Below are 12,991 nucleotides of genomic sequence, written 5' to 3' on the forward strand. Positions count from 1 at the left end.
GTGTGAAATTCAAAAACTAAATTAGAATGCGATTCTTAATTTTGATGATTAAGGTGCTGACGTTAATCGTGACTGGAATCAGTTTATAGCTTGATTTTAAAAGATAAAGTCAAGAATTTGTCAAGATTTTTATGGTTGTTGTCACAGATAGTTGTTTCGCCAAAACTAATATTTTTAAGTTAAGAGCTTGATGTTACAGGAGCTTGTCAAAGAATTGAAAAAGTTATGTCTGTCCAAATTCCAGCGGATTTCAATTTGGTGAAGTACACAACCTAAGTCTCAGAATCAGGCATAAAGCCTGTTTTACTTGATAATTCTGCTGTAAGTAGCCAGACGTGATATAGACTATGACGCATGAAAGTACTTTTTCCTTTCTTCTGTCTCTTTACAGTTTTATCCTAAGTCAAGTCGTGTTATAGGAATCTAAGCAAAGAAAATCACTCTCTGTATATTTTGGCATGGAGATGTTGATTTTCCCTTGGGATTCTATTTAAAAAGTCGTCTCCGTTTGTAAGGAGTAAGAATACTTCTGGAAACTGCTTCTGCAATGGGTTTTGCAGCACTGGAGACAATGGGTTATGCCTTGATTACACTTTCACGATCACACCGGAACCTACTTGTCTTTATATCTTAAAAGACTGCGATCGCTCTTGAATAAAGTTATACCTTTTCTAATCCTTCTCGGATTTTGACCTTTTCCTAGCAAACAAACTAGTCATACTTAATCCAGTAACCAACAACCCCAATAGTCCTAGTCCGTTCAAAATCGGGTAGATTCCCTGTAAACCAAAGATTTCACCACGATGAATCGAAAGCAGTAAACTACGCCCAACTCCGAGGTTAGCTGACCACTCACCTACGAATGTAGCTGCCATACCAGTTAACAATGTTACAGCAAGTGGTAAAGCCAAAATAATCGCCAGAGTCCGGTGGTACTTGCGAAATGAACGCATTAGCCAAAATCTCCAGTGTAAACTATCACAGTTTGCAACTTGATGAGGTACAGAAGTATTTGTCTCAAAGCCAGATATAAAGCTTGTTTTTTTTACTGTCTTTTGACTACTGCTGGATGCTAGTTTTCCCTACCCTTTAGAAACAGTGGCGATATTTGTGTCAAGTGTTTGTAACCCCTTAAGAGCTTTCGCTTTATCTTTTGCTTTCAGCGCCCCCTTCACCTGGGTCGCAGCATCTTCAATTACATTATAGGCTTTTGAAGATTTAGTTTTGACACCATCCTCAACCTTAGACCAAGAGTTTTCAAACTTATCAAATTCCTGTTGAGCTTTGTCAAAGTTTCCGGCTGACACCGCAGTTTTTGTATTTGAAACTACACTGATCAAAGTATTAAAACCTCCCTGTGTAGCACCAGTTGTTTTGGATACTGCTGTAGCCCCAGTAGTTTCAGTGGTAGCAGGAGTCTGGGTAGTAGATTGTTGAGCGCTGTTGCATCCTACCAATGTCAGTAAGCCAATTGCAGTAACGGGGATGATGTAGATTAAGCGTTTCATAATACCTCTTGAATAATCATAAATTGCCAAGTACCGACGGTATCAGCTACTATATCAGCAAACCTGTCGTCTAAAGTTGCTTTTTATGCAGGTTTTCGTTCAGGCAAATGCTGTGATATTCTATACGTATTTATATGAATACGCCTGATCAAGGCTGTCTTTGCATCTTACATTGCGGGTTTATGTACGCTCATTTTTGATTGATAATTAGGTGTAATTCGTTACTGTATTTCTGATTAAAAAGTCTTGAATGCAATTAACAAATTCTTTTAACTCTAAAATTAAGCTAGTAGTATCTCTAAGGTCTTGATGGTAAGCCAATTTTTCCAGTTTGTCAGCTGCTAGGTAGATAGCTGTGGCTCCAATATTGGCACTAACATCTTTAAGGTGATGAGCTTCTTGTGCTATTTGTCCAAAGTCATGAGATGCGATCGCTGCTTTAATTATCTCTAAACGGGGTTTAATATCTTCAACGCATATTTGCAATAGATTTAATTCAAATTCTGCGTCATTTCCGGATATCTCATGCAAGTGTTCCCAATCAATTGCTCGGTCGATGGAAACTGTCTGCTCATACACAACTGCCTGTTGTTTTGAGAGGATCACGCCTGTCCAATGCTCTAGAGTCATAGCCAATTTTTCTTTAAACACTGGCTTACTTAGATAGTCGTCCATTCCTGCATTTATACACATTTGTTCATCTTCTTTCATCGCATTAGCCGTCATCGCAATCACCACAGGACGACGCAGGGCAAAGGCGTCTTCTTGCCAACGATGAATTTCTTTTGTAGTTTCCAAACCGTCGAGAATTGGCATTTGGCAATCCATTAGAATCAAATCGTAAGGAATTTTTTCTAATAACTGCAAAACTTCCTTTCCATTAGCAACGACATCGGCTTTGTAACCCAAACTCTGGAGTTGCTTCAAGGCTACTTTCTGATTCACCAAATTATCTTCAGCTAGCAGAATTCTTAACTTGGATTTAGTAGAGGGGTTAGGGGAAGAGGAAGTAAGAATGCCTGAAGTTTTTGTACTTTGAATTTCTTCAGTAGCCTCTGGCCTCCAGCCTCTAGCTCCTTGTTCTGATTCAGGCTGAGTTTTTAAAATAGTCATGATGGTATCGAGGAGTCGTGATGACTTAACGGGTTTGACCAAATAAGCAGCAAATCCGATTTTGAGCGCTTGCTGCACTTCATCCAGTTGATTAGTAGAGGTGAGCATAATCAAAGGTATCTCAGCAATTGCAGAATTGGCTTTAATTTGTTCTTTTATTGTCATGCCATTTGTTTGAAGTATTTGCATATCAACTAAGGCGACATCATAGGATTTCCCCTGCTCACAAGCTGACTTAATAGCAATGAGTGCAGCAGCAACACTGTCAGCTTGATCTACCTGCATTCCCCAATTAGTAGCTTGATGGTAGATAATTTTGCAATTAGTAGCGTTGTTATCCACGATTAACAAGCGGCGATTGTTCAAAAGTCCGTGTTCGCATTTTGGCAAAACAGGCTCAACTTGCTTGAGAAAAAGCACCTCAAACCAAAACTCAGATCCTTTCTCCATCTGACTTTCTACTCCAATCACTCCTCCCATCAAGGTGACCAGTTGTTTACAGATGGCTAATCCCAAACCGGTACCACCATACTTGCGAGTGGTAGAAGCATCCACTTGGGTAAATGGCGTAAAGAGTTTGCGTTGGTCTTCAGGGCTAATGCCAAGACCCGTATCGGTGATCGCAAAATGGATGGTGGCTGTAGTGGAGGAAAGCGATGGCTCTGCCAACGCCGAGGGCGAACGCAATTGGGCTTGCACTAATACTTCGCCAGTGCTGGTGAACTTGATAGCGTTGCTGATTAGGTTCATGAGAATTTGCCGCAGCCTACCAGCATCTCCTTTGAGGTGGGTGGGGAGGTTGTGGTCAATCAGTGCGGCAATTTCTAATCCCTTGTTATGGGCTGAGGGAGCCAATAATTCCACCACTTCTTCAATACAAGTGGATAGGTCAAAATCTAGAGTTTCGAGAGCCATCTCTCCAGCTTCAAGTTTGGAAAGATCCAAAATCTCGTTGATTAAACTTAAAAGGGCGTCTCCACTACTACGAATTATTTCAATAAAATCTCGCTGTTCTGGGTCTAAGGGAGTATCTAACACCAAACTGGTCATTCCCAATACAGCGTTCATCGGAGTACGAATTTCATGACTTATACTTGCCAAAAAGGCACTTTTAGTCTGAGAAGCTAATTCGGCTTGGCGACGGGCAATTTCAAGTTCTTGTCGCTGACGAGTTTCTGCTGCTAATAGTTGGGCTTGGGCTAAGGCAATACCTACTTGGTCGGCTATTTGCCGCAAAAGATCAGTTTCAAAGCTAGACCAGTGGTGGGAATCGTCACACTGATGAACTATGAGCAAACCGCGAAGTTCTTCTTTGACAAGAATGGGCACAACCAAATTGACTTTGACCCCAAACTGTTGCATTAATTCCAGATGGCTTTGTTCAACTTCCGGTAGCTCGAAGTTAGCCAGCCCGAAAATATGTCCTTGACGGTACTGCTGTAGATAGTACTGTTGTAGATATTCGGTTTGAAAGTAGGGGACGGCGATATTTTGCTCTTTGATTGGTGGTAAGCCAGAAACTACTGCTTCAATAACAGTGGGTGCAGACTCATCTGGCAAAAGCTGATAGATCAAAACTCGGTCAGTCTGGAGAATCTTTTGCACCTCCTCGACAGTGATTTGGAGAATTTCTTCGATTTGCAAAGACTGGCGAATCTTCAGAGTGATTTCGGTAAATAGTTGCGATCGCAAGTTTTGGCGTTGTATTTCTTCTTCAGCCTGTTTACGCTCAATAAACTGCCCCACTTGCTCGCCAATTGAATTCATCGTTTTTGCCAAATCTTGGTCAGGCGGCTGGATTTCACGGTTGAAGCAGGTAATGACACCGAGGATTTTGTGACCACTGCGGATCGGAAAACCAAAAGCTGCGTGTAATTCTACTTGAGCGTTAATCTTGAAGCGGGAGAAACTGAGTTCTTTAACGACATCAGCGATCCAAACAGGTTCAGAACTAGCCCAAACCCGACCAGGTAGCCCAATTCCTGGTGTAAACGTGGTTTGCCGATTCAGTGCCTCAAACTCTTGCACCTCAAGGGATGCTTTATGCCACATATCGAGAAAACGCAGCACATTTGCTTGCTGATCTACCATCCAAATTTCACCCAAATCCCATCCCAAACTCTCACAGATCCCTTGCAGGATTTGGCGAGTAGCTTCGTGTGTCGTGGCGGACTCTGCTAAAACGAGGGTTGCAGCATATTGTGCAGTTAAATGCTGTTGTGTTCGTTTGCCATCGGTGATGTCAATGCCAGTGCTAACAATGTATTTCACTGAACCTTCGTAGTCTTTTAAGAAGGTATTCGACCAGGCAATAAGTCGCCGACTGCCATCCTTCATTACCCAATAGTTTTCGTACTCCAGGAAGCCTTTACCAGTTAGCAATTGCTCAAAAACTGCTTTGACTGACTCCACCTCTTCAGGAAGTAGGAACAAGTTCCAGAAATACCTACCCCTCACCTCATCGAAAGAGTAACCTGTTGTTTGCTCACAAGCTTGATTGAAACGAACGATTTGCCCTTGTGTGTCAACAACTATTACCAACGCACCGACGGTATCAAGGACTGTTGAGATAAAGTTACGTTCTTGATTTAAGGCTTCTTCTGTCCTTTTGCGCTCACTGACCTCACGATAGATGAAGTAGTAAACTACGGCAAGAACGATAAAACTTAGGCTGATGGCGATCGCAAGTGTCAAAATTGTGTTGCGACTCCTGGCTTTTTTTACTTGTGATTGCTGCTGGAGTCGCCCCCTTTGCTCGTTCTCCATCTCATTGATCATTTTGCGGATATCATCTATGAGATTTTGTTCGTGATTTTTCAGTAGTACTTGCAACGCCGCCTCTAATCCCTTGTTCTGGCGCAAGTCGATAGTCAGTTTTAGTTCAGTAAGTTTAGCCGTTATCAGAGATTCAAGGGTTGCAATCTGCTTTTGTTGGTTCGGTTGATCTGCTGTTAAATTCTTCAGATTGGCAATTTCTTGATCGACGTTAGCAAGTGCTGCTTGATAAGGTTTGAGATAAATTTGTTTTCCAGTGAGGATGTAACTACGTTGTCCAGTCTCCGCATCCTTTATCTGAGACTGTAGTTCTTCTAGACTGTTGATTTTTTTATAAGTATTTTTTACTAAAATCGAATTATTAATAGATACTCTTGTATTTTGATCGGAAACCACACCAATCAAAACTAAAATTGCCGACGCTAAACCAAAACCTGCCACAATCTTTTTGAAAAATTGCTTGCGTACCCTCTGTGCCTGTTTGTCTTTGTTGGTCACAAGTACCAAACTTGCTAAATTTCGACGCAATTCCAGTTGCTTGATCACTTGACGACCTAAGGTTCGTAATGCCTCTATCTGATCTGGAGTAAGTTCTCGTGGTACGTAGTCAATCACACATAGAGTTCCTAGCGCATATCCCTCAGGATTAATCAGAGGTACACCAGCATAAAACCGAATATTTGGGTCAGAAGTGACCAGTGGGTTTACGGCGAACCTTTCGTCATCTGTTGCATCAGGCACAACCAAAACATCAGGCTGTAGAATAGCATGGGCACAGAATGCCAAATCTCGATGTGTTTCTAGGGCATCCACACCGACTTTTGACTTGAACCACTGACGGTTTGTATCAATTAAACTAATTAAGGCAATAGGAGCCTGACAAATATACGAGGCTAAACGGGTGAGGTCGTCAAAAGCGGCTTCAGATGGCGTGTCGAGAATCTTATACTCCAAAAGCGTCTCGATTCTCTTTGCTTCGTTATCAGGTAATGGTGCTTTCATCCTTGAGCCTTATCTACATTCTGGGAACTGGGGAAGAAGTAGGGGAGCAGGGGGGAGGGGGGCAGGGGAGGCAAGGGAGGCAGGAGAGGCAGAGGAGAGCAGGGGGGAAGGAAATAACCAATGCTCCATGCCCAATGCTCCATCCCCAATCCCCAATCCCTAATCCCCAATCCCCAATCCCCAATCCCCAATGCCCCATGCCCAATGCCCAATCTCCAATGCCTAGTTCAATAAACTTACTTCAATTAATGACAATAGTTTGGTTAAAAGCGTTAGCGTAATTTCACTGAGTTCGACCTTATTAAAGAATCGTCAAATGATTAAATCCCTGCTGTATTTTTTCTGGGCTGGTTTATTTGAAATTGGGGGCGGCTACTTAGTCTGGTTGTGGTTACGCGAAGGTAAGCCGTTCTGGTGGGGTATATTGGGTGGAATTGCTTTAGCTTTCTATGGAGTTATTGCAACTCTCCAATCGGCAAATTTTGGCAGAGTATATGCGGCTTACGGTGGCGTGTTTATCACAATGGCAATGCTTTGGGGTTGGAAGGTAGACGGGGTAACTCCAGACCGCTACGACCTAATGGGAGTATTTTTAGCTTTAGTCAGTGTTTTAATTATCATGTTTGCACCCAGAACTTAAGTAAAATCTCTATATTATTTTTGACAAATAAGTTTTATAATCTCTACTTTTAAAGAGATAATAACCTCAAGGCAAAATCACAAAGGTTTTTTAGCAACTACATGGGTGAAAAGCAGCCATACTGATATCTGCGTGTTTATGCGTGAGATATAAAGAAAACTCATAATATATTTATACAAATTCTTTGATAATACTGGTAAGTATTTAAAATAGTTGTCAATTTTCGCAAGTATCTTGGTTTGTAACAGTAGGTAACTAAAAATTTAGAATTTTGTAGCGGTTGAATAAAATGTTATTCTTCAAAAAAAAGATGCAATGATTGCATGAATACACCCTTATTTAAATCTTGGCAACTACAATCAGGATTATATTTTTTTTGTTAACATTTCATGAAAATTAAGGTTAAGTATCTTTCAAGACAAAAATGTCTAACTAAAAGTAATCAAATGTAGTTAAGTATACAAATAATTGGTGCTTAGGAAGAAAAACAAGTGTTGAAGAAAGTTGTAATGATTGGGGTTATCACCCTACTGATTTTGGGAGTACCGCTGATGGGCAATGCTTTTGCCCAAACACCAGCCGCTACTGTGCCTACTGCTGATACTGGAGATACGGCATTTATGCTGGTTTCAGCAGCACTGGTGCTATTAATGACACCAGGATTGGCGTTTTTCTATGGTGGATTTGTGCGATCGCGCAACATCCTAAACACATTGATGATGAGCTTTGTGTTGATGGCGATCGTGGGAGTTACCTGGATTCTGTGGGGCTATAGTCTTGCCTTTGCGCCAGGTTTACCGTTCATTGGTGGATTGCAATGGTTGGGGTTGAATGGTGTCGGGTTAGAGATAACCAATTATCTCGAAGGGTCAAACCCGGCGGAAGTCGTCTCCTATGCCGGAACAATACCCCACCAGGCATTCATGATCTACCAAGCAATGTTTGCGATTATTACCCCAGCCTTAATTTCTGGAGCGATCGTTGAGCGGATGAGTTTCCGTGCCTATTCGCTGTTTGTCCTACTATGGTCAACCTTTGTTTACGCTCCCCTCGCCCACATGGTATGGGCGAAAGGTGGATTTTTAGGTTTGTACGGTGGTTTGGGTGCTCTCGACTTTGCAGGCGGCACAGTAGTTCATATTAGTTCTGGCGTTTCAGCCCTGGTAGCTGCGATCGTCCTTGGGCCTCGGAAAACCCATCCTGATCGTCTCAGCCCGCCGCACAATGTTCCTTTCATTTTGCTGGGTGCTGCCTTGCTGTGGTTCGGCTGGTTCGGTTTCAACGCTGGGAGTGCCTTATCTGCTGCTAGTGGAACTTCTGGTAATGTAGTCACAAATTTAGCAACAACAGCCTTTGTTGCCACCAATACAGCGGCGGCAGCGGCAGCTTTAATGTGGCTAATTTTGGAAGCGGTTTTACGGAGTAAACCAACCGCAGTGGGAGCAGCTACAGGAGCCGTTGCTGGTTTGGTGGGCATCACTCCTGCCGCTGGATTTGTTACACCGCTATCAGCGATTTTAGTTGGTTTCGTCACCGCCTTTGTTTGCTTCTATGCTGTGAGTTTCAAGCACAAGCTACAAATTGACGATGCCTTAGATACCTATCCTGTGCATGGTGTTGGTGGTACAGTGGGGGCAATTTTAACCGCCATCTTTGCTACTACTCAAGTCAACGGAGGAGGTAAAGACGGAGTGCTGCGTGGTAATTTAGGTGAATTGGGAGTTGAACTAGCAGCAATTGCCGTTGCCTATGTGATCGCAGGTGTTGGTACGTGGATTATTCTCAAGATTATCGATGTCACAGTCGGGCTGCGAGTCAAAGAGGAAGCTGAATTGCAAGGTTTGGATATCAACGAACACGGTGAAGAAGGTTACAACTCCGAGTTTGGCGATAGTCCCATTCAGACGAGAAACCCATTCAGTAGTACTGAGCATTGAGTGCTGAGTGCTGAGTTAGGAGTTAAGAGGGAAGAACTTTCTGTTTGCTTCCCGTACTTCCCCTGCTTTCCCCTACTCCCCAGTTTAAGATTGGGTAATTTGCGATCGCTAGCGTTAAAATTTGATTCAAATAACGGGTAAATTTCGCTAGTCGTGTCTACTTCTTTTAAAACCTTTCCTATCTGGGCATTTTTCTCGCTGTTAACCAACGGCATCCTAATGTTGGCGGTCATTCTGCTAATTTGGCAACAGCAGAGATTGGCCGCTTTTTTTGGGATAATAACATCCCCAGAGCCAATCAATCTGAACAGCGATCGCCAAATTGTTACACCTGATTTAGGTCGCCGTCACCAACTCACTTACCAACAGTGGGTAGACATCCTCAAGCAAGAAGCCAAGGTAGCCGCTGACCAACGGACTCGGCATTTAAGCATCCTGGCGGGAGATTCTCTGAGTTTGTGGTTTCCCCCTGAGTTATTACCTGAAGATAAAAATTGGCTCAATCAAGGAATTTCTGGCGAAACCAGTAATGGACTCTTGAAAAGATTGAAGATATTTGACCGCACCCAGCCAGAGGTGATTTTTGTCATGATTGGTATTAATGACCTAATTGAGGGGATGAGCGACGGGGTAATTTTAGATAATCAGCGGCAAATTATCAGTTACCTACGAAAGGCGCATCCCAAAGCACAAATTGTTGTCCAATCGATTTTGCCACATGGGGCAGAGCAAGCAACCTGGAAAGGACGAGATAAACTTCTGGCTGTTGGCAATAGTCGCATTCGCGAGTTTAATCAGCAACTGCAAAGCATATCTATTAAAAAAGGTGTCAAATATCTCGATTTATATCCCCTGTTTACCAACAAGCAAGGTAATCTCCGCCGCGAATTTACTACTGATGGCTTACACTTAAGTCCTGAAGGCTATATAGTTTGGCGTTCTGCATTGCAGATTTATAGCGAAATCGAATTAAAACCCCAGCGTTAACGTCTTTTGAGGAAAAAGGGTAAAGGACAAAAAGAAGTAATATCTTTGAAGACAACTTTGTATAAATCGCGTCTTGGCGCGAGAAAATAAAAAATAGTGGTTTAAGTAGACAAATCTAATGGATACAAAAGCTTTTAAGCGCACGCTCCAACATTCCGAAAATTACAATCGCAAGGGCTTTGGTCATCAAGCAGAAGTTGCTACCCAATTACAGTCTGAGTATCAGAGTAACTTGATTCAGGAAATTCGCGATCGCAATTACACCCTACAACGAGGTGATGTGACGATCCGACTAGCACAAGCCTTTGGCTTTTGCTGGGGTGTAGAACGGGCTGTGGCAATGGCCTACGAAACTCGTCAGCACTTCCCCACAGAACACATTTGGATTACTAACGAGATTATTCACAACCCTTCTGTAAATCAGCGGATGCAGGAGATGGAAGTAGAATTCATCCCTATTGAAGGAAAAAATAAAGACTTTTCTGTTGTTGGCACTGGTGATGTAGTCATATTACCCGCTTTTGGCGCTAGCATTCAAGAAATGCAGATACTTCACGATAAAGGCTGCAAAATTGTTGATACAACTTGTCCTTGGGTATCTAAAGTTTGGAATACAGTAGAAAAGCACAAAAAAGTCGATTATACTTCCATTATTCACGGTAAATATAAGCACGAAGAAACAGTTGCTACTAGTTCTTTTGCTGGTAAGTATTTAATTGTGTTGAATTTGTCAGAAGCACAATATGTTGCTGATTATATTATCAATGGTGGGAACCAGGAAGAATTTCTAACAAAATTTGCTAAAGCTTGTTCAGCAGGATTTGATCCCGATCAGGATTTAGAAAGAGTTGGCATTGCCAACCAAACTACGATGCTTAAAGGCGAAACTGAGCAAATTGGCAAGCTTTTTGAGCGGACTATGTTGCAAAAATATGGCCCCACTGAGTTAAATCAGCATTTCCAAAGCTTCAATACCATCTGTGACGCTACCCAAGAACGGCAAGATGCAATGTTAGAGCTAGTAGAACATAATTTAGATTTGATGGTAGTAATTGGTGGGTTTAATTCCTCGAATACTACTCAATTACAACAAATTGCTTTTGAGCGGGGAATTCCTTCTTATCATATTGATACTGTTGAACGCCTGAAATCAGGATATTCCATTGAACATCGGCAATTAAATGGGCAGTTAATAACTACAAAAAACTGGTTGCCAGATGGAGAAATTGTTGTCGGAATTACTTCTGGTGCTTCCACGCCAGATAAGGTGGTAGAAGATGTGATTAAGAAAATTTTTGCAGTCAAGGCAACAGCAGCAATAGTTTAAATTTTAGGGGGTGTATAGCAACCTAATTAAACATAAAATACTCAGGAGATAGATCCCCGACTTCTCAAATAAGTCCGGGATCTAAGTATGTTTATTTATACCCAATAGTTCACCAACTAAAAATAAATTACTGCTGAGATATCGCTGCGCGTAAACTGTAACTACCAGATTCTTCTGCTTCAAAAGTGTTAGCCAACAAATAGTAGATACCATTTTCTGGTAAGGTAACAGTCAATCGAGCATTAAAATCCTTTGGGAAAATGTCGTCATTCTGTGCTATGAGTCGTTCTTTAGCAGGAAGCAGTAAGTATAAGTGAGAGTCTATTTGCTGACTATCCATCTCAATAGTTATAGCAGCCGCCATCACGGTTAGGACATAGAATAGAAAAGCCCTTCCACTTTTGCGTCCTATTTCTGTCATGCCCAAACCCTACAGCTACGACCTGCGCCAAAAAGTTATTGAGGCGATCAAACTCAATGGCATGAAGCGCTGTGAAGCCTGCGAAGATTTTAACTGTCTTCCGCAACACCATTAATTTCTGGTTGCGACGTAAAGCTCAGACGGGGGACTTCCGAGCCAAAGTAAGTGAGCATCGGGGCAAGAATAACAAGTAGACCATCTGGACTGACAATAAAACCACTACCATGTCCAAAATCAGTGGCGATCGCAACTACAAATTTACTAGCTTTTTCGTGCTCACCTTTGGCATATAAAGCAACTGCGATCGCCATTTGTGGTTCTGCTACACTACCATTAATTTGAACTGCTTTTTCCCACTGCTGTATTGCTCCTTCTACATCTCCTTTTTCGTATTTGATATAGCCAATTTTGATGATAGCTATAGTTTACATTCATGTAGCAAAAGCCATAGAATAATGTGAGTCTAAAATTCGGAACAGACTCAAACAAATGACTATTTATGAGCAAATTGGCAAAGGCTATGATTTGACTCGTCGCGCTGACCCTGACATTGCTGCCCAATTAGCTAAACACTTTCAAATCAAATCAGATTCCTCGTATCTAGATGTGGGATGTGGCACCGGAAATTACACGCTAGCTTTGGCAAAACATGGTGGTGTTTGGCATGGAGTAGACCAATCAAAACAGATGATTGATACTGCTACGAATAAGAGTAATGCTGTAGCTTGGAAAGTTGCAGAAGCTGAGGCTTTACCTTATGCTGATGGGACTTTTTCAGGTGTGTTATGCACGCTAGCAATACATCATTTTGCTGCACTAATTCCTGCTTTTCGGGAGATTTACCGTGTCTTGGCGGCTGGTCGTTTTGTATTGTTTACTGCCACGCCGGAGCAAATAAGCAAATATTGGTTAGTCGAATATTTTCCAGAGGCTATACATAAATCTGCTGAACAGATGCCAAGTTTAAAAAATGTCAGATATGCTCTCAATGAGGCAGGTTTTCACTCAGGAGATATTGAATATTATTCTATTTCCGAAAATTTGCAAGACCTATTTTTATATAGTGGAAAACATCGTCCGGAAATATATTTAGATGAAAATGTCCGCTCTGGAATTTCTACGTTTGCTTTGCTAGCTTCTGCCGATGAAATCGCTGCCGGGTGTCAAAGGCTAGCAGCAGATATTAATACAGGACGCATCACCGAGATTGTCAATAAGTATGAAAATAATCAAGGAGATTACTTGTTTATAATTGCCGATAAAGTATTAATCATGAATTAG

9 protein-coding genes and 2 pseudogenes are annotated in these 12,991 nt (G+C 41.9%); 6 read left to right on the plus strand and 5 right to left on the minus strand.

Annotated elements, in window-relative coordinates; genetic code table 11:
- Positions 1-671: 671 nt before the first annotated feature.
- The 3 genes from V7L29_RS05615 to V7L29_RS05625 all read right to left on the minus strand — a co-directional run bounded on the left by V7L29_RS05615 (position 672) and on the right by V7L29_RS05625 (position 6,398).
- Positions 672-953 (minus strand): peptidase, encoded by a 282-nt coding sequence (locus V7L29_RS05615; protein ID WP_334692580.1) that lies wholly within the window; start codon positions 951-953, stop codon positions 672-674.
- Positions 954-1,082: 129 nt separating this feature from the next.
- Positions 1,083-1,508 (minus strand): DUF4363 family protein, encoded by a 426-nt coding sequence (locus tag V7L29_RS05620; protein WP_334692581.1) that lies wholly within the window; start codon positions 1,506-1,508, stop codon positions 1,083-1,085.
- Between the two features lie 207 nt (positions 1,509-1,715).
- A complete protein-coding gene (locus V7L29_RS05625; RefSeq protein ID WP_334734810.1) occupies positions 1,716-6,398 on the minus strand; it encodes a GAF domain-containing protein in 4,683 nt (1,560 codons plus the stop codon).
- Between the two features lie 316 nt (positions 6,399-6,714).
- Here V7L29_RS05625 and V7L29_RS05630 point away from each other — a divergent pair, with 316 nt between their 5' ends.
- The 4 genes from V7L29_RS05630 (at position 6,715) to V7L29_RS05645 (ending at position 11,289) form a co-directional block, all read left to right on the plus strand.
- A complete protein-coding gene (locus tag V7L29_RS05630; protein WP_334692583.1) occupies positions 6,715-7,038 on the plus strand; it encodes a YnfA family protein in 324 nt (107 codons plus the stop codon).
- A 509-nt stretch (positions 7,039-7,547) separates the two neighbouring features.
- Positions 7,548-8,975 (plus strand): ammonium transporter, encoded by a 1,428-nt coding sequence (locus V7L29_RS05635; RefSeq protein ID WP_442944142.1) that lies wholly within the window; start codon positions 7,548-7,550, stop codon positions 8,973-8,975.
- Between the two features lie 153 nt (positions 8,976-9,128).
- Positions 9,129-9,962 carry an SGNH/GDSL hydrolase family protein gene (locus V7L29_RS05640; RefSeq protein ID WP_334734812.1) on the plus strand — a complete coding sequence of 278 codons (834 nt, stop codon included), beginning with the start codon at positions 9,129-9,131 and terminating at the stop codon, positions 9,960-9,962.
- A gap of 118 nt (positions 9,963-10,080) precedes the next feature.
- A complete protein-coding gene (locus V7L29_RS05645) occupies positions 10,081-11,289 on the plus strand; it encodes a 4-hydroxy-3-methylbut-2-enyl diphosphate reductase (RefSeq protein ID WP_334692586.1) in 1,209 nt (402 codons plus the stop codon).
- Between the two features lie 127 nt (positions 11,290-11,416).
- On the opposite strand, the gene V7L29_RS05650 is transcribed toward V7L29_RS05645, so the two are convergent.
- Positions 11,417-11,710 carry a hypothetical protein gene (locus V7L29_RS05650; protein ID WP_334692587.1) on the minus strand — a complete coding sequence of 98 codons (294 nt, stop codon included), beginning with the start codon at positions 11,708-11,710 and terminating at the stop codon, positions 11,417-11,419.
- Between V7L29_RS05650 and V7L29_RS05655 the strand changes: the two are divergent.
- Positions 11,709-11,901: pseudogene (locus tag V7L29_RS05655) on the plus strand (IS630 transposase-related protein); the annotation flags it as partial. The gene V7L29_RS05650 and the pseudogene V7L29_RS05655 overlap by 2 nt on opposite strands.
- A gap of 99 nt (positions 11,902-12,000) precedes the next feature.
- Here V7L29_RS05655 and V7L29_RS05660 read toward each other — a convergent pair.
- Positions 12,001-12,132 (minus strand): annotated as a pseudogene (locus V7L29_RS05660) (tetratricopeptide repeat protein); the annotation flags it as partial.
- Between the two features lie 67 nt (positions 12,133-12,199).
- On the opposite strand from V7L29_RS05660, the gene V7L29_RS05665 reads away from it, so the two are divergent.
- Positions 12,200-12,991 carry a class I SAM-dependent methyltransferase gene (locus tag V7L29_RS05665; RefSeq protein ID WP_334734813.1) on the plus strand — a complete coding sequence of 264 codons (792 nt, stop codon included), beginning with the start codon at positions 12,200-12,202 and terminating at the stop codon, positions 12,989-12,991.

The organism is Nostoc sp., assembly GCF_036916575.1.
In the GTDB taxonomy this organism is placed as follows: Bacteria; Cyanobacteriota; Cyanobacteriia; order Cyanobacteriales; family Nostocaceae; genus Nostoc.